Annotated in this window: 20 protein-coding genes; 8 read left to right on the top strand and 12 right to left on the bottom strand. The window is 72.7% G+C overall.

All coding sequences use genetic code 11. The features are described 5' to 3' along the window. The 5 genes from IFT51_RS02940 (at window position 1) to IFT51_RS02920 (ending at window position 3,699) form a co-directional block, all read left to right on the top strand. Window positions 1-480: a ribose-5-phosphate isomerase gene (locus IFT51_RS02940; protein WP_192058908.1), complete on the top strand. Its 480-nt coding sequence runs from the start codon at window positions 1-3 to the stop codon at window positions 478-480. Further along, window positions 477-1,514, top strand: coding sequence for a 4-hydroxythreonine-4-phosphate dehydrogenase PdxA (locus IFT51_RS02935; RefSeq protein WP_192058907.1), 1,038 nt, complete (start codon window positions 477-479; stop codon window positions 1,512-1,514). Before IFT51_RS02940 ends, IFT51_RS02935 begins: the two co-directional genes overlap by 4 nt. A gap of 2 nt (window positions 1,515-1,516) precedes the next feature. Then, on the top strand, window positions 1,517-2,269 hold the full coding sequence (locus IFT51_RS02930) for a triose-phosphate isomerase (RefSeq protein ID WP_371740657.1): 753 nt from the start codon (window positions 1,517-1,519) through the stop codon (window positions 2,267-2,269). 50 nt (window positions 2,270-2,319) lie between these two features. Then, window positions 2,320-2,994, top strand: coding sequence for a GntR family transcriptional regulator (locus tag IFT51_RS02925; protein ID WP_192058905.1), 675 nt, complete (start codon window positions 2,320-2,322; stop codon window positions 2,992-2,994). 129 nt (window positions 2,995-3,123) lie between these two features. Further along, entirely contained in the window at window positions 3,124-3,699 is a 576-nt protein-coding gene (locus tag IFT51_RS02920) for a GrpB family protein (RefSeq protein WP_192058903.1), read from the top strand. 48 nt (window positions 3,700-3,747) lie between these two features. Here IFT51_RS02920 and IFT51_RS02915 read toward each other — a convergent pair whose 3' ends face one another. From IFT51_RS02915 to IFT51_RS02870, 10 genes are all read right to left on the bottom strand, one after another. Further along, window positions 3,748-3,975, bottom strand: coding sequence for a hypothetical protein (locus IFT51_RS02915; protein WP_192058901.1), 228 nt, complete (start codon window positions 3,973-3,975; stop codon window positions 3,748-3,750). 104 nt (window positions 3,976-4,079) lie between these two features. Beyond that, on the bottom strand, window positions 4,080-5,051 hold the full coding sequence (locus tag IFT51_RS02910) for a helix-turn-helix domain-containing protein (protein ID WP_192058898.1): 972 nt from the start codon (window positions 5,049-5,051) through the stop codon (window positions 4,080-4,082). A gap of 329 nt (window positions 5,052-5,380) precedes the next feature. Continuing rightward, entirely contained in the window at window positions 5,381-5,992 is a 612-nt protein-coding gene (locus IFT51_RS02905) for a histidine phosphatase family protein (RefSeq protein ID WP_192058896.1), read from the bottom strand. 331 nt (window positions 5,993-6,323) lie between these two features. Then, window positions 6,324-7,238 carry a DNA-3-methyladenine glycosylase 2 gene (locus tag IFT51_RS02900; protein ID WP_371740656.1) on the bottom strand — a complete coding sequence of 305 codons (915 nt, stop codon included), beginning with the start codon at window positions 7,236-7,238 and terminating at the stop codon, window positions 6,324-6,326. Further along, window positions 7,235-7,894 carry a DNA-3-methyladenine glycosylase I gene (locus IFT51_RS02895; RefSeq protein WP_192058894.1) on the bottom strand — a complete coding sequence of 220 codons (660 nt, stop codon included), beginning with the start codon at window positions 7,892-7,894 and terminating at the stop codon, window positions 7,235-7,237. Before IFT51_RS02895 ends, IFT51_RS02900 begins: the two co-directional genes overlap by 4 nt. Further along, complete coding sequence (locus tag IFT51_RS02890) at window positions 7,891-8,565, bottom strand: methylated-DNA--[protein]-cysteine S-methyltransferase (protein WP_192058892.1); 675 nt, start codon at window positions 8,563-8,565, stop codon at window positions 7,891-7,893. The genes IFT51_RS02895 and IFT51_RS02890 overlap by 4 nt, the downstream gene beginning before the upstream one ends. Next, window positions 8,562-9,062, bottom strand: a complete 501-nt coding sequence (locus IFT51_RS02885; protein ID WP_371740655.1) for an RNA polymerase sigma factor — start codon at window positions 9,060-9,062, stop codon at window positions 8,562-8,564. Before IFT51_RS02885 ends, IFT51_RS02890 begins: the two co-directional genes overlap by 4 nt. Window position 9,063: 1 nt before the next feature. Then, window positions 9,064-9,600 carry a methylated-DNA--[protein]-cysteine S-methyltransferase gene (locus IFT51_RS14985; RefSeq protein ID WP_243215699.1) on the bottom strand — a complete coding sequence of 179 codons (537 nt, stop codon included), beginning with the start codon at window positions 9,598-9,600 and terminating at the stop codon, window positions 9,064-9,066. Between the two features lie 173 nt (window positions 9,601-9,773). Next, window positions 9,774-10,052 carry an acylphosphatase gene (locus IFT51_RS02875; RefSeq protein ID WP_192058888.1) on the bottom strand — a complete coding sequence of 93 codons (279 nt, stop codon included), beginning with the start codon at window positions 10,050-10,052 and terminating at the stop codon, window positions 9,774-9,776. 148 nt (window positions 10,053-10,200) lie between these two features. Continuing rightward, window positions 10,201-11,187 (bottom strand): aldo/keto reductase, encoded by a 987-nt coding sequence (locus IFT51_RS02870; protein ID WP_192058886.1) that lies wholly within the window; start codon window positions 11,185-11,187, stop codon window positions 10,201-10,203. A 171-nt stretch (window positions 11,188-11,358) separates the two neighbouring features. Between IFT51_RS02870 and IFT51_RS02865 the strand changes: the two genes are divergently transcribed. After that, complete coding sequence (locus IFT51_RS02865) at window positions 11,359-11,811, top strand: VOC family protein (protein WP_192058883.1); 453 nt, start codon at window positions 11,359-11,361, stop codon at window positions 11,809-11,811. Window positions 11,812-11,858: 47 nt separating this feature from the next. On the opposite strand, the gene IFT51_RS02860 is transcribed toward IFT51_RS02865, so the two are convergent. Then, the gene (locus IFT51_RS02860) at window positions 11,859-14,045 is read right to left on the bottom strand and encodes a carboxypeptidase-like regulatory domain-containing protein (protein ID WP_192058881.1); all 2,187 of its coding nucleotides are present in this window, start codon (window positions 14,043-14,045) and stop codon (window positions 11,859-11,861) included. Between the two features lie 195 nt (window positions 14,046-14,240). Then, window positions 14,241-14,381: a hypothetical protein gene (locus IFT51_RS02855; protein ID WP_192058878.1), complete on the bottom strand. Its 141-nt coding sequence runs from the start codon at window positions 14,379-14,381 to the stop codon at window positions 14,241-14,243. 184 nt (window positions 14,382-14,565) lie between these two features. Between IFT51_RS02855 and IFT51_RS02850 the strand changes: the two genes are divergently transcribed. Continuing rightward, complete coding sequence (locus IFT51_RS02850) at window positions 14,566-15,945, top strand: MFS transporter (protein ID WP_192058876.1); 1,380 nt, start codon at window positions 14,566-14,568, stop codon at window positions 15,943-15,945. Continuing rightward, window positions 15,942-16,583 carry a thermonuclease family protein gene (locus IFT51_RS02845; RefSeq protein WP_192058874.1) on the top strand — a complete coding sequence of 214 codons (642 nt, stop codon included), beginning with the start codon at window positions 15,942-15,944 and terminating at the stop codon, window positions 16,581-16,583. Before IFT51_RS02850 ends, IFT51_RS02845 begins: the two co-directional genes overlap by 4 nt. Window positions 16,584-16,665 lie beyond the last annotated feature (82 nt).

The raw sequence follows: 16,665 nt of genomic DNA, 5'->3' as shown, positions 1-16,665 counted from the left end.
GTGAACGAACCGCTGAGGATCGTCGTCGGCTGCGACGACGCCGGCTACGAGTACAAGGAGCGCCTGCGGGCCGACCTCGAGGGCGACGACCGCGTCGCGAGCGTGGTCGACGTCGGCGTCGGGCCCGACGGGCACACGGCCTACCCGCATGTCGCGATCGAGGCGGCCCGCATGGTCGCCGACGGCCGGGCCGACCGGGCGCTGCTGGTCTGCGGCACAGGGCTCGGGGTGGCCATCGCCGCGAACAAGGTGCCCGGCATCCGTGCCGTGACCGCCCACGACGGCTTCTCGGTCGAACGGGCCGTGCTCTCGAACGATGCGCAGGTGCTCTGCTTCGGCCAGCGCGTCGTCGGCATCGAGCTCGCCCGGCGCCTCGCGTCGGAGTGGCTCGACCACCGCTTCGACCCCACCAGCGCATCGGCCGCCAAGGTCGACGTCATCAGCACCTACGAGGCATCCCCGGAAGGATCCCCAGCATGACCGTCAGCAGACCCGCCCCCGCCCTCGCCGATCCCGCCGACGGATCGGTACGCCGCCCCCGCATCGCCCTCACCCTGGGTGATCCCGCGGGCGTCGGCCCCGAACTCGCGGCCCGCCTGCTCTCCGACCCCGCGAACCTCGAGGCGGCCGACATCGTGGTGCTCGCCGACCGCGCCGAGCTCGACGCCGCCGCGGCGGTCATCGGAGTCACGATCCCGCTCAGCGACGAGCCGCGCCCCGGTTTCGCCACCCTCCTCGACGACGGGTCGGCGCCCGCCGAGCCCATCCCGCCGCGTCAGGTCAGCAAGGAGGCTGGGGAGCGCGCCCTGCATCAGCTGCGGCGCGCCATCGACCTGGCCAACGCCGGCAAGGTCGGCGCAATCGTGTTCACACCCCTCAACAAGACGAGCCTGCACCTCGGAGGCATGACCGAGGAGGACGAACTGCGCTGGTTCGCGAAGGAGCTGCACTGCGACGGCGTCACGAGCGAGATCAACATCATCCCGGGCCTGTGGACCGCCAGGGTGACGTCGCACATCGGCATCCGCGACGTCGCCGACCGCATCACGACGCAGGGCGTGGTCGACGCCGTCCGTCTGCTCGACGAGCTGCTGCGCGACTCCGGCGTCGAACGCCCCCGACTGGGCGTCTGCGGTCTCAACCCGCACAACGGCGAGAACGGCATCTTCGGCCGCGAGGAGATCGACGTCATCGCCCCGGGCGTCGCCGAGGCGGCGGCGGGCGGCATCGACGTCGTCGGCCCGTTCCCCTCCGACACGATCTTCGTCGGCGCGCGGGAGCGCTACGACGGCATCGTGACGATGTACCACGACCAGGGTCAGATCGCCATAAAGCTGCTGGGCTTCGACGGCGGGGTGACGGTGCAGGGCGGCCTGCCCGTGGTCATCGCGACCCCGGCGCACGGCACCGCCTTCGACATCGCCGGGACCGGCGTCGCGAGCGTCACCTCGAGTCAGCGCGCCCTCGACGTGGCCATCGCGGTGGCCGGTCGCCGGATCCTCCGTCAGCCCTGACCGTGCTCGTCGGCATCAGCACGAAGGCCTATCTGTCCCGTGCCCGCACCCTCGACTGGCTGGCGGCGGTCGCGGACCTCGCTCAGGGGCACGCTGCCGTGCGGAGCAGCGCGGTCGAGCTCGTCGTGGCCCCCTCGACGCCGCTCCTGGAGGCGGCCGTGCGGCTGCTCGACGGCACCGGCGTGGAGGTCATGGCGCAGGACGTCAGTCGATTCGCCGGAGGCGCGGTGACGGGTGAGGACGTCGCCTCGCTCCTCGCGGACATCGGCGTCGCCTACGTCGAGGTCGGTCACGCGGAACGTCGCGGGCTCCTCGGCGAGACCGACGCCGTCATCCGGGCGAAGATCGACCGGTGCCGCGAAGTCGGCCTCGTGCCCTGGCTCTGCGTGGGGGAGGAGGCGCGGATCGGCCCCGCAGAGGCCGCGGCGTCGTGCCTGGCGCAGGTCGGTGCGGCCGCCGCCGAGCCGCTGGTCGTCGCCCACGAGCCCGTGTGGGCGATCGGCGCACCCGAGCCGGCTCCGGTCGAGCACATCGTCGGCGTGGCCCGCGCTCTGCGCGCCGGGCTGCCCCCGACCACGCGCCTCGTCTACGGCGGCAGTGCGGGGCCGGGACTGCTGACACGGACAGCACCCGCGGTGGACGGTCTGTTCCTGGGGCGACGAGCCCACGACGTCGCGGCGGTGGCGAGTGTCCTCGATGAGGCGACCCGCGCCTCCGGCCGGGCTTCGGACGCCTCGTCGACACGAGGTCGATGACACCGCCTATAGGAAAGACGACACGCCCCGACGTGTGGAACACTGGTCGGATGCCACCCAGTGACGGCCCGCGCCGACCCCAGCGTGTCTCGTTGTCGGACGGCGTCTACGACGAACTGCTGCGCCGACTGTTCGACGACACCCTGCCGCCGGGCACGCCGCTCAACATCGACGCTCTGGCTCGCGACCTCGACGTGTCGCAGACGCCGATCCGCGAGGCGCTGGCGCGCCTGGAGTCGACCGGTCTCGTCACCCGGGCGGCATTGCGCGGCTATCGCGCGGCGCCCCTGCTGACGGGGGCCGAACTCGACGACCTCATGCACGCCCGGGGCGTCATCGAGCCTGCGGTCGCGCGGCTCGCGGCTCCTCGGCGCACCGACGCCTTCATCGACGCGCTCGCCGAGACCCTCACCCGGCTCGCCGAGGCGCCGAAGGGCCCGACCTTCGCGGAGTACCACGCGTACTGGGAGGCCGACGAGACCTTCCACGAGCTCATCGCGCAGCAGGCCGCCAACCCGTTCCTGCACCGGGCGTTCGACTCGCTGGGTGGTCAGGCGCAACGGTTCCGCATGTTCGGCGGGCTGGGCGTCAGCGACGCCGACCACGCCATCCGCGAGCACCGGGCCGTGCTCGAGGCCCTCGACTCGGGGGATGCCGACGCGGCCGAGGCGGCCATGCGGGCGCATGTCGCGGCAGTACGCGGCCGGGCCGCGGCCGAGGCCTGACGACGGCTCCCCGCGCATCGTCGGGTCGCGAGTCGACGGTGAACCGACCCGGCTGACCGGCCCGCCCCGCTGTTGCACCGCGCCGCCGCGTGGGTTACGTTGTCCGGCTGGCCGAAGCGGAGGATGCACATGGCGACGAACAGCGGGAACCCGCGCCGACCGGATGTCACGACTCTCGAGCTCGTCGGCGGCCCGCAGCCGCTCCATGTGACGCTCGAGCCGTACGACCCTCGATGGGCCGCCGACTTCGTCGCGCACCGCGATCGGATCCTCGAGGCGCTGGCGGGGCAGGAGATCGAGGTGGACCACATCGGATCGACCTCGGTGCCCGGCCTGGCGGCCAAGCCGATCATCGATCTCGTGGTGGTCGTGGCCGACATCACGGCGGAGGAGGACTACCTCGAGCCCCTGCTCGCCGCCGGGTACGAGCTGCGGGTGCGCGAGCCGGGGCACCGACTCGTGCGGACGCCAGCTCGCGACGTGCACGTGCACGTCTACCGACGCGGGGATCCGGCGGTCGACGACTACCGCCTCCTGCGCGATCGTCTCCGCTCCGACGCCGCCGACCGCGCTCTGTACGAGTCCGTGAAGCAGGGCCTCATGACTCGCAGCTGGGGCGACTCGAACGACTACGCCGACGCGAAGGACGAGGTCATCGCCGCGATCAAGACCCGGGCTCGAGCCGCCCGCGACGCGCCCCGGTAGCCGGCTGAGGCCGGCGCGCAGGCGGGCATGCGCGCGGCTGCGGGATGCTCAGGCCGAGTTCTGGCCGCCGGCCGACCACGACATGCCGCCGGCCTCGCCGCGGGGGCCGGCCTGCTGCCGCTCGGCGTCGGCGTGGGCGCGCACGCCGGCCCCGGGGTCCGCCTCGTCGAGACGGGCGGCGACCGCGCGGTCACGGCGCTCGCGGACGACGATGGCGATGGTGGCGGCGACGATGCCGACGACCACCAGGGCGATGACGACGATTGCGGTGTTCATGTGACCAGTCCCCTCGATCGGTCCTGTCACCCTAGCGAGCAGGGCCACCCGCCACCAGGGCCACCAGCGTCCACCCCCGCCCCCGAGGAGGCGCGGTGCGGCGCTCAGAAGCGGCGCAGCGTGGTGCGCGGGTACTCGCCGAACCGAGCGGCGTACGCGGCCGCGAATCGGCCGAGGTTGCCGAACCCCCAGCGCCGTGCGACGTCCGACACGCGGGCGGTGCCCGGCGGCGACGTGAGCAGCTCGGCGTGCGCGCGGTCGAGTCGCACCTGCCGCAGGTAGTTCGTCGGCGACGATTCGAAGTGCTCGTTCATCGCCAGCTGCAGGGCCCGCGGGCTGAGCCCCGCCGCTCGCCCGATGTCGGCCGGCGTGATGGCCTGACCGGCGTGGGCGTGGATGTACTCCGCGGCGAGGCGCACCTTGACGCCGCGCTCGGTGCGGACGCTCGCGGGCAGGTCGAGCGGCCGCCACGGGAACAGCTCGAGCATGGCCCGCACGATGCTGAGCTGCGACTCGAGGCGCAGCAGCGGCTCGGTGGCCGCGTCGACGATGTTCGGGGTGGCCGCGGCGGTGACCGACCGCCACCGTCGGAGGGCGGCGGCGGAGGGGGCCGTCGTGTGGTCGAAGACGATGCGCTGCGGTGGTCCGCCGTGCAGATCGGCGGCGGTCTCCTCGAGGAAGTCCCGGCCCACGCGCACGAGCTGACTGTGCCGGGGGGTCAGCGAGAACGAGTACGGATCTTCGGCGGGCACCAGGAAGGGATCGGCGCCGTGGCTCGTGAAGGTCCGCCCACCATGGTCGATGGTGGCGCTGCCGCGACGGAACCACATGAGCGCGTACTGCTCGGGATACGGCACGGTGCCCTGCAGATAGGCGGTGAAGCGCGTCGTCTGGAGCCCCAGCCGCGAATCGCCGACGGTGACGTAGTGATACGAGAACGGCTCGTCGGCCAGCCACGCCCGGAAGTCGCGGCCGCCGTGGCGCGACGAACGCACCCGCACCGCCTCGGCCAGGTCCGTGCCGGACTCCTCGTGACGAGAGAAGGTCGAGAGAGGGGCGGGGGGAGTCGTTGGCATCTGTGTCCGGGAGGCGCGGGGCGAGCTGTGAACGAGGCGAGCCGCCTGAGGCGAGGCCGGCGGGGAGGGTCGCGCCTCCGCTCCCTGCCCGTGCAAGCTCGGTCGGAGGTGCGACCCGCCGAGCCATCGAGATGGTCGGCACCCTTCGAAAATACGTCCCCGGAGGGGCGGTGACAAATCAAGAAAACCCCGGTCAGTGGTCGATTTTGCCTAGTCGCTCTAACTACGCCCTCTGACCGGCTGTTTCGGCGATCCCGGTCGATCGCGCGTTCGTCGGTGCGATGGCCGAAAAGCGACGACCTCCGCAGGAGGTGCTCGACCGACGACGCTCAGCGCGAGAGCAGGTCGTCGTCCCACGAGACGGCGACCCAGCCCCGGTCGGGCGACCCCTCGAGGGCGACCACGCCGGTGTTGCGGAGCCCGTGGGTGCGGCTGAACTCGGCGTCGAGATTGTCGGCGGTGTTCGCCGCCCAGACGCAGATCGCGGCCTCGTGCGAGACGATCACCGCGGTGGACGCCGGGTCGGTGGTCGAGACCACGGAGGCGACGGCGGCGTCGTAGCGGGCCACGAACTCGCTGCCGCTCTCGCCGCCGGGGATGCGCGCGTCGCGGTCCGTCCACCACTTCTGCATGGTGCCCATGTACCCGGGCAGGGCGTCGGCGTACGAGAGACCCTCGAGGTCGCCCGCGTCGATCTCGAGCAGGCCGTCGAGCTCGTGGTGCGGCACGCCCAGCGCTGCCGCGGCGACGGCGGCGGTCTCGGCGGCGCGGAGGGCCCGTGACGAGTGCACGGCGGCGATCGGCTCGCCGTCGAGTCGACCCGCCAGGGCTCGAGCCTGATCGACGCCGACCGGCGACAGGGGAGGGCCGGGCGGCCGCGAGCCGATCGTCTGGGCGACGTTGTCGGCGGTCTCGCCGTGGCGGATGAGGAGGAGTCGCATCGGTGCTCTCGGTCGGCTCGGGGGTGGTCGACACGTCGACACCGGTCGGGTCTCCAGGATGTCCGAGATCCCCGCGGCTGTCATGTCGCCCGGCCCACGTCTTCCGACTGAGTGGCGCTGCTCACTGGTCACATGAAAAGAGATGAGGGGCACGGTCGTGGCGATGCCGCCGTCCGTGCCCCTCGTGCCGATGTTGTCGCAGTTGAGCTTCACGGGCAGGGATGCGAGCAACACCGGCCAGAGAAGACGAAAGAAACGCCTTCGACCCGTGTGACGCTACGCGCCGCGGCGGTGACCGGCTCCCAGGTTCGGCGTGCGGTGCGCTGGGCGGCTACGTCGCCGTCGCCGTCGCCGGCGTCTGCGCCGTCGCCGCGGGTGCGGTGGGCAGCACGGCGGCCCAGAGGTGGAAGAGCGCGTAGGCCCGCCACGGCGACCAGGCGGCACCGGCGGTCTCGGCCTGTCGCGTGGTCAGGCCGCCGAGCACGCGCCGCAGCACGAGGTCGCCTGCGGGCCAGGCGTCGCGGTCGCCGAGGGCGCGGACGGCCAGGTAGTCGACGGTCCACGGGCCGATGCCGGGGAGGGCCAGCAGCCGGCGCCGCACCTCGGTCGCATCGTCGCCCGGTGCGATGACGAGACCGTCGGCGACGGCCACGGCGAGGGCCTGAACGGTGCGCGCTCGACTGTTCGTGATGCCGGCGGCCGATCGCAGCTCGTCGACGTCGGCGGCGGCCAGGACGTCGGCCCGGGGGAACCTCGTCAGCCCGGTGCCCTCGACGGGTTCGCCGTACGCCGAGACGAGTCGCCCGCTGAAGGTGCGGGCGGCCGCCAACGACACCTGCTGGCCCAGCACGGTGACGACGGCGGTCTCGAAGCCGTCGGGGTTGCCGGTGATGCGGATGCCGGGTCGTGCCGTCACCAGCGGGCCGAGCACGGGGTCGCTCGAGAACGCGTCGTGCACGGCGGCGATGTCGGCGTCGAGGTCGAGCCATCGGCGGACGACCGTCTCGAGCTGGGCGAGCACCCTCTCGTCGTCGGTCGCCACGTCGACCGAGACGCCGTCGGCCGTGAAGGTCAGATCGACCCGGTAGGAGGCGCGGGAGGCCCCGTCGCCCGCCTCGACCAGCCGCGAATGCGAGGCCGCGCCGATGTCGGTGGCCTCGGCCCCGGGGATGCTGTGGGCCGCGAGCAGACCCACGGCGTGCCGGTGGTCGTACTCGCCGACCGCCCGCACGTCGAGACGCGTCACGAGTCGTGGCCCGGAGCCGAGGCTGCCTGCCGGGCGCCCGGCCGCGGGGCGTCGACCCAGACCCCCGACGTGCCGCGTCGGTGGCTGCCCACGAGGTGCGTGTCGACGAGCCCGACGGCCTCCATCAGCGCGTGCATGGTGGTCGGCCCGACGAACGTGAACCCGCGCTTCTTGAGGGCCTTCGACAGCGCCACGGACTCGGGCGACGTCGTGGGCACCTCGGCCATGGTCTGCGGCGACGGGGTCTCGGCCGGTCGGAACGACCAGACGAAGTCGACCAGGCCCTCGTCGGCGCGCAGTCCGACCACGGCTCGCGCGTTCTGGATGGTCGCGTCGATCTTCAGCCGGTTGCGGACGATGCCGGCGTCGCCCATCAGCCGAGCACGATCGGCGTCGTCGAAGAGCGCCACGGCGTCGGGGTCGAAGTCGGCGAACGCTGAGCGGAACGCCGGGCGCTTGCGCAGGATGGTCGCCCACGAGAGGCCCGACTGGAACGCCTCGAGACTCAGTCGCTCGAAGAGCCCGCGTTCGTCGCGGACGGGCATGCCCCACTCGTTGTCGTAGTACTCGCGCATCAGAGGGTCGGTCGAGGCCCAGACGGGTCGTGCGAGCCCGTCGTCGCCGATCACGACCGAGGGATCGTCGGCGGGGCTCACGACGTGGCCTCGAGCGCGAGGAGGGTCTGCTTGGCGGCCATCCCCCCACGGTAGTTCCCGGGGGCGCCGTCGCTCCGCACGACCCGATGGCACGGGACGACGACGGGCAGCGGGTTCGTCGCGCAGGCGGTGCCCACGGCGCGGACGGCCTTGGGGCTGCCCGATGCCCGAGCGACCGACGCGTACGACTCGGTCGCCCCGTAGCCGATCTCGGGCAGATGCTCGAGCACGGTGCGCTGGAACCCCCTCGACAGCCGGCGGTCGAGCGGCAGATCGAACGACCGGCGCTCGCCGCGGAAGTACTCGTCGAGCTGACCCGCCGCCGTGTCGAGGGCGTCGGGCGCCTCGATGATCCGCGGGCTGATGACCGCGGCCAGCCGGTCGAGCACGGTGTCGAGCCCTTCGACGTCGAAGGCGATCCGCACGATGCCGACGGTCGTCGTGCAGACCAGGAGCCGGCCGACGGGGGAGTCGACCGTGCGGTACGCCACGTCGACGGCGTCGGCGTCCATCGCCGAGCGGACGAACCGGGCGTGCAGGGCGGCGAGACGGTCGTCTCTCGGAGCGAAGCCCCCGAGCCGCTGCCGCAGCACGGCATCGAGCTCGGCTGCGGCAGACCGCGAGGCCTCGCCTTCGGGGATGCTCGCGGCGGTTTCTGGTGTGTCGGTCATGAGGCCCCTGACGGTGCTCGCGGGTCGGGTGGGCTGAGGAGGGTTCGGAGCCGGGCGATGCCGTCGGCCGAGGCGCGGCGGGCGGCGGCCGGGGTGATGCCGGTGAGCTCCGCCGCCTCGGCGTGCGAGAGCCCGACGAGGTGGTGGTGGACGACGGCCCGGCGTTGACCGGGAGGCAGACGGTCGAGGGCGCGGATCAACTCGTCGCGCCGGGCCAGCGCCTCGTCCGCCGGAGGCGCGGGTCGCCGCTCGGGCACGACCTCGACCGGCTGCGGACGACGTGTCGTGGCCCGCGCGATGTCGATCGCCTTGCGGTGCGCGATGGTCACCAGCCACGCCTCGACGTTGGCCGTCTCGGGCAGCGAGGGGTAGGCGACGAGGGCTGCGACGAACGTCTCGGACCAGGCGTCGTCGGTGTCGTGCTCGTCGAGCACCGCACGGCAGACGCGCCACACGGTGGCCCCGTGCATCTCGACGACGCGGGCGAACGGCAGCACGTCAGAACAGGCGGCCCGAGGAGGCGCTCTCGGGCTCTTCGAGATCGAGCAGCCGCCGCTTGCGGTCGAGACCCCCGGCGTAGCCGACGAGGGCACCGGCGGCGCCGACGACCCGGTGGCACGGCACGACGATGCTGAGCGGGTTCAGCCCGTTGGCCGCCCCGACGGCCCGGGCGAGGCCGACGTCGCCGAGCTCTCGCGCCAGCTGGCCGTAGCTGCGCGTCTCGCCGTAGGGGATGTCGCGCAGCAGGGCCCAGACCCGTCGGCGGAACTCGTTGCCGCGCGGCGCCAGCGGGAGGTCGAATCGACGACGCTCGCCCGCGAAGTACTCGCCGAGCTGGTGCTCGACCTCGTCGAAGTCGACGACCCCGACGCCCGTCGGCGACGCCCGCCCGAAACCGGCCGGGTCGGGGAGGTTGCGGTGCTCGGCGAAGTACAGCCCGGCGAGGCCGTCTTCGGAGGCCACGAGCGTGAGATCGCCCAGCGGGCTCGGCACGGTCGTATGGACGGTCGGCGGCAGGTCTGTCTCGGTCGTCACGGTCGGCTCCTCACCCTCGGCGATGCTACTCACCCTGTAGACGGTGCTCGAGCCCCGTATGTGAGGTGCCGGTCGGAGATCGTCGCCGCGGTCCGTGCGCGACCCGCGCCGCAGTCCGAGCGCGACCCCGGCGTCGCGCGAGCCGAGGCGTCGCGCGAGCCGAGTCGTCCCCGTCAGCGCCGGGTGGTGAACTCCGTCTCGCCGATCGGACCGAGCTCCCGTACCTCGACGGAGTCGACCGTCGCCCCCTGCGGGCCCTGCTCCAGCCATTCGAGCATCAAGGCGACGCGGTCGGGTCGCCCCTCGATCTCCACCTCGACGTCTCCGTCGGGCAGGTTGCGGACGAAACCGCCCACGTCGAGGCGATCGGCCTCGCCCTCGGTCGAGAAACGGAACCCCACACCCTGCACGAGGCCGTGCACGAGTGCCCGGCGTCTGATCACGTCGTCCATCGCTCGACCGTACCCGCGCCTCCTCGGCCTCGCCCCGCGCGTGGACGTCTCACCCCGCCACGATGTGCACATCACGCCACGAGAAAACGTGGCGGGATGTTCATTTCGTGGCGGGGTGGCGGCTCACCCAGGGACGTCGGTCGCCGTGCTACTCGTCGACGGTCGACATGTCGGCGTAGCGGGCGCCCTTCGGCGCGGCGACGTCGTCGAGCTGGTGCAGCTGCTCCTCCGAGAGGACGATCTCGTCGGCGGCGACGTTCTCGTCGAGGTACGCGCGGCGCTTCGTGCCCGGGATCGGCACGATCCCCTCGCCCTTCGCGAGCAGCCAGGCCAGCGCGACCTGTCCGGGCTTCGCGCCGACGGCACGCGCGACCTCGTCGACCTGCTGCACGATCCGCACGTTCGCCTCGAGGTTGTCGCCCGAGAAGCGGGGGGCGAAGCGTCGGAAGTCGTCGGGCGCGAGCTCGTCGACCGACCGGATCGTGCCCGTCAGGAACCCGCGGCCGAGCGGCGAGTAGGGCACGAAGCCGATGCCGAGCTCACGGACGGTGGGGATGATCTCGGCCTCGGGCTCACGGCTCCACAGCGACCACTCGGTCTGCAGGGCGGTGATCGGGTGCGTCGCGTGGGCACGGCGGATCGTCTCGGGCGCCGCCTCGGACAGCCCGAGGAACCTCACCTTGCCCGCGGTGACGAGCTCGCCCATGGCCCCGACGGTCTCCTCGATCGGCACCTGCGGGTCGACGCGGTGCTGGTAGTAGAGGTCGATGTGGTCGATGCCGAGGCGCTTGAGCGATCCGTCGACCGACCTGCGCACGTACTCGGGGCGACCGTCGACCGTCCGCTCGAGCCGCGCCTCCTTGTCCGTCACGTTGCCGAACTTCGTGGCGACGACGGCCTGGTCGCGCCGGCCTTTGAGCGCCCGCCCGAGCAGCTGCTCGTTCGTGTGCGGACCGTACATGTCGGCCGTGTCGAGCAGCGTGACGCCGACGTCGAGCGCGCGGTGGATGACGCGCACCGACTCGTCGTCGTCCGTGCTGTTGCCGGTGTAGAAAGCGGACATGCCCATCAGGCCGAGGCCCAGGCGTCCTACGTCGAGGCCGCCGTCGACCTGGCCGAGTGTCGTGTTCTTCATGACGTCGAGACTGCACCCCCGAACCGACCGGCCGCACAGGCTCGCCGACGCCGACGCCGACGCCGACCGCACCGAATGCCGCGGGTTCCTTGACCGCCGCTCGTGCCGGGGCCATGCTGACCCCACGACCGGCGGCACCGGGCCTCCGGGACGATGGGAACCAGGTGCGTCATGCCCACGATGATCTTCGTCAACATCGCCGTCGACGACCTCGAGGCCTCGAAGGCCTTCTACGAGGCGCTCGGCTGGTCGATCAACCCCGCCTTCACCGACGCGAACGCGGCCTGCATCGTCATCAGCGACACCATCTACGTCATGATCCTCGTCAAGCCGTTCTTCCAGCAGTTCACGAGCAAGCAGATCGTCGACGCGACCGTCGGCAACGAGATGCAGCTCTCCGTCAGCGCTGAGAGCAAGGACGAGGTCGACGAGATGCTCGCCAAGGCGCTCGCCGCCGGCGGCACCGCGTCGGGCAGCCAGGACTTCGGCTTCATGTACAGCAAGTCGTTCGACGATCTCGACGGCCACCACTGGGACGTCATGTGGATGGACGAGGCCGCTGCGGCCGTGGGCGGGCCGACCCTCACCGACGAGGAGCTGCGGGCGGGCATCTCCACGACCTGAGCCGAGGAGGCGCGGTGCCGGTCGACCCGGCACCGCGCCTCCCGAGGTCACTCCCGTTCCGCGGCTCCGGCGCGACGCCGGACGGCCGCCCCCGCGGCCAGCACGAGACCGAGCGCGATCAGGCCGCTCGCGAGACCGATCGGCAGAGCGGGATCGGAGCCGGTGAAGGCGAGTCCGCCATCCGCGACGGGGACGAGGGGCACGGCGCCGACGCCCGGCACGACGACGAGCGTGCCGAGGGAGATGTCGTCCGTTCCGGTCGTGAAGGAGGTGACCGGGGTGCCGTCGACGACCAGCCGGTAGGTGGTGTCGGGGGCCAGACCGGTCAGGACGAAGGCGCCGGCGTCGTCGGTGATGGCCGCCGCGACGGGGTCGGAGGGGTCGGCGGAGTCGGCGGGCAGCACCTCGACCCGGGCGTCGGAGACGGGGGCGTCCTCGACGTCGAGCACCGTCCCGCTAACCGACACGACCTCGGGGAGGGGTGCGGGTGCCGGTGTCGGCTCGGGGCTCGGGACCGGCGTCGGCTCCGGTGTCGGGCCGGGTGTCGGCTCCGGGCTCGGCTCCGGTGTCGGGCCGGGCGTGGGTTCCGGGCTCGGCTCGGGGTCGACGGGTGCGGCGGGCTGTTCGAGTTCGAGGGGCGGGTTCGGGGCCCCGGCTGCGGGGGTGGTGAACTCGATGGGTCGGTCGGTGTCGCCGTCGACGATGATCGTGTAGTCGGTCTCGGGGGTGAGGTCGGGTGCTTCGAAGGTGCCGGTGTCGTCGGTGGTGGTCTCGATCGCGACGTCCTGGGTGTCGGTGTCGATGATGGTGATCGGGGTGTCGGTGACGGGGTCGCCGGTGTCGTCGGTGATGGTGCCGACGATGTCGACGGTGTCCGGTTCGGGGTCGACGGGTGCGGCGGGCTGTTCGAGTTCGAGGGGCGGGTTGGGGTCGCCGGCTGCGGGGGTGGTGAATTCGATGGGTCGGTCGGTGTCGCCGTCGACGATGATCGTGTAGTCGGTCTCGGGGGTGAGGTCGGGTGCTTCGAAGGTGCCGGTGTCGTCGGTGGTGGTCTCGATCGCGACGTCCTGGGTGTCGGTGTCGATGATGGTGATCGGGGTGTCGGTGACGGGGTCGCCGGTGTCGTCGGTGATGGTGCCGACGATGTCGACCGTGTCCGGTTCGGGGTCGACGGGTGCCGTCGTGGCCGAGAAGGCGAAGTCGAGGTCGGCACGGTCGCCCGCGACCAGCGAGAAGTCCTGCGTCGTCGCACCCGTCGATCCGTCGGGCGGAGTGATCGTGACGGTGTAGCCGGGTGCCGCGGTCAGGGCGGGGAAGGCGTAGCGCCCGTCGGCGTCGGTCGTCGTGGTCGCGACGACGCGTCCGGTGGCGTCCGCGACCGTCACCGCGCCTCCTTCGTACGGCGTCGTCGTGCCGTCGACGGTGCTCTGCGCGACACCGGATGCGGCGAACGTCTTCGTCGCGAACCAGGTCTGGTAGATCGGTCGCCCCGAGCGCTGCTGGTACGTGATGGTCAGACTCGACAGTGCGACGGTCGGGCTGAACCAGCCGGTGGCGCCCTCGGTGTCCGCGGCTGCGGCGTTGCCGGTCAGGGTCGCGGTGGCCGGATCCCAGCTCGGCACGTCGCCGGTGCCGCCGCCGGCGCACGAGGGGCTGCCGGCGAGTCCGCACGAGTTGTAGACGCCCTGGAACCCCAGGGCGTCAGAACCGACGGGCGCTCCCTCGGCGTCCAGCGCGGTGATCGTCGCCTGGTCGGCGTCGACGTCGCCCAGCACGAACGACCAGCCGGCCGTGGGGGTGGCCGAGGCGAAGGTGTACGTGGTGACCGAGGCGGCCTGCGGGGTGGGGGAGTCGCGCATGGGTCGGAGGTTCAGGTACGTGGTGCCGCGACTGGTGCCGTACTCGAGGCCGGGCGGGGTGTTCGGACCCTGCCAGCCGCTCGCACCGCTCGGGACGGTCGCCGACGAGGCGTTCGTGGTGAACGACGTCGCGGGGAACCCGCCGTCGAGCGTCATGGTGCCGACCGAGCCGGTGCCGGACGCCAGGCGCTCGACCGTGAAGTCCCCCCAGTCGCCGCCTTGCGCCGCGGAGGCGGTGGTCACCCCGCCGAGCGCCGTCGCGACCGCGACGAGGACGGCGACGCCTGCGGCGGCTATGCGGCGTACCGTGCCGCGGAGGGGTGATCCCGAGCCGAGGAGGCGCGGTTCGGCTGGTGCGGACTTCTCGCGGCTCAAGGCTGCTCCCGTCGGGAGCGACCCCCGGCCGCCCCAGTCTGCGACGCGTCCTCATACGCGCCGCGAAACCGACGTTAGTTCAATTCCTGCCGGAGCGCGCGCCCCCGGCCGATGGACGACGACGCGGCACCGTCGACCGCACCCGCGAGGGTGAGGCGCACGGTGCCGCTCGTCGTCAGGCGTCGTCCTGGGGTGCTACGAGCGCTTCTTCACCTTCGAGACCGCGTCCTCCGCGTGGCTGGCGACGTCGCGCTTGCCCTTCTTGTCGGCGCGCTTCTCCTTGAGGGAGCGGACCGCCGTCTTCGCGCTGTCCTTCTTCGCTGATTTCTCTGCCATGGTGTCGCCTCCGTACCTGGACCTCGATGGCCCGGTCGCTGGAGCCTAGGCGTGCGGGCGGCCGCGGGTCGCACCGGCAGGCGGGTTGGCAGCTTCGTGACCTCGCCGTGTCGGCGGCTGCCGCTACCGTGGTCCCCGCCGACCACCCCGCCCGAGCACCCCGCCCGATCCCCGAGAGACCGACATGAGCGACGACCTCACCGCCCCCGCGACCGCGCGTCCGCCCGGTGCGGCCCTCACCCGCAGCGAGCGTCTCGACGACCTCCCCTTCACCTCGAAGCACCGACGTCTGCTGGCTGGCTCCGGCATCGGCTGGGCCCTCGACGCGCTCGACGTCGGGCTGCTCTCGTTCGTCATCGCGCAGCTCGCCGTGGTGTGGAGCGACCAGGCCGGGCAGCTCGCCTGGGTCGCCTCGGCCGGGTTCGCCGGCATGGCGATCGGCGCGGCCGTCGGCGGCTCCCTCGCCGACCGCCTCGGCCGCAAGACGGTCTTCGCCCTGACCCTGCTGCTCTACGGGCTGGCCACCGGCCTGTCGGCGCTGTCGTGGTCGGTCGGCGTGCTGCTCGTGCTGCGCTTCGTCGTCGGGCTCGGTCTGGGCTCCGAGCTGCCCGTCGCCTCGACGCTCGTCAGCGAGTTCTCGCCGCGACGCATCCGCGGCAGGGTCGTCGTGCTGCTCGAGGCGTTCTGGGCGGTCGGCTCGATCGGCGCCGCCCTCGTGGGGTACCTGGTCATCCCGACCAGCGACGACGGCTGGCGCTGGGCGCTGCTGATCGGGGCCGCGCCCGCCCTCTACGCGGTCTTCGTGCGGCTCCGCATGCCCGAGTCGGTGCGTTTCCTCGAATCGAAGGGCCGGCATGCCGAGGCCGAGCGCACCGTCCGCGGCTTCGAGGAGGCCGCGGGGGTGCCGGCACCCGCTCAGCCGGCCACCGAGCCGCCCGCGGCCGTCAGCAGGCCGACCCGCGCCTCCTGGTCACAGCTCTTCGGGGCGGGCATGGCGCGTCGCACGGTCGCGATCTGGGTCGTCTGGTTCATGACGAACTTCTCGTACTACGGCGCCTTCGTCTGGCTGCCGACCCTGCTCGTCGCCGCCGGGTTCCCCCTCGTGCGGTCGTTCGAGTACGTGCTGATCATCACGCTCGCGCAGCTGCCGGGCTACGCCGTCTCGGCCTGGCTGATCGAGAGGTGGGGGCGCCGAGGCACCCTCGCGTCGTTCCTGCTGGGGTCTGCGGTGGCCGCCGGGTTTTTCGGCTTCGGAGCGGTCAGCGGCAGCGTCGCGCAGATCCTGATCTCGGGCATGCTCCTGTCGTTCTTCAACCTCGGCGCGTGGGGCGCGCTCTACGCCGTGACCCCCGAGCTCTACCCGACGGCCCTGCGCGGCACGGGCGCCGGGTGGGCCGCGGGCGTGGGGCGCATCGCGTCGATCGTCGCGCCGCTCTCGGTGCCGCCCGTGCTCGCCCTCGGGGGTCCGCCCACGCTCTTCGTGCTGTTCGGTGCGGTGTTCGTGGTCGGCGCGCTGGCCGCGACGCAGCTGCCCGAGCTGCGCGGAACCCGGTTGGCCGAATGAGCGCCCGACGGCGGCCCGCCCGGTCGCGGCGGCCGCTCGGGCGTCGCCGCCCGCTGACGCGGCGGAGGGCTCTCGGACTCCTCGTGGTGCTGCTGGCCGGGGTCGTCCTCGTGGCGTTCCCGCGCCTCCTCGGCGACGGGGCGGGCGTCGATCCGGCGGGTGGATCCGCCGGTGGCCCAGGAGGCGCGGGTCGAGAGGCCGTCCCGACCAGCGTCCCGTCCGGTGCGGCCGAGGCCGTCGTCGAGCGCGTGGTCGACGGCGACACCGTGGTCGTCCGGGTGCGGGGCGAGCGTGAGCGGATCAGGCTGATCGGCGTCGACACCCCGGAGACCGTCAAGCCCGACGCGCCCGTCGACTGCTTCGGGCCCGAGGCGAGCGCCGAGACGACCGAGCGGCTGCCCGAGGGGGCCACGATCTGGCTCGAGTCGGACGCCTCGCAGGGCGACGCCGACCGGTACGACCGGCTGCTGCGCTACGTCTGGTCGCCCGACGGCACGATGCTCAACGAGCACCTCATCGCCGACGGCTTCGGACGCGAAGACACCTACGACGACCCGTACCGCTACCGAGACCGGTTCGTGGCGGCCGAGGCCCGTGCCGAACGCGACCGCACCGGGCTCTGGGGCGCCTGCCGCTGACGTGCGTGCGTGCGCGCACTTGCGTGTGTGCGTGCGTGCGCGCACTTGCGTGAGCGAGTGCGTGCGTGCACGTGCGTGAGCG

The sequence above is a fragment of the Frigoribacterium sp. CFBP 13712 genome (assembly GCF_014842255.1).
Classification (GTDB): Bacteria; Actinomycetota; Actinomycetes; order Actinomycetales; family Microbacteriaceae; genus Frigoribacterium.
The sequence above is the reverse complement of the archived record's forward strand: the minus strand, read 5'-3'. Positions and strand labels throughout refer to the sequence as shown.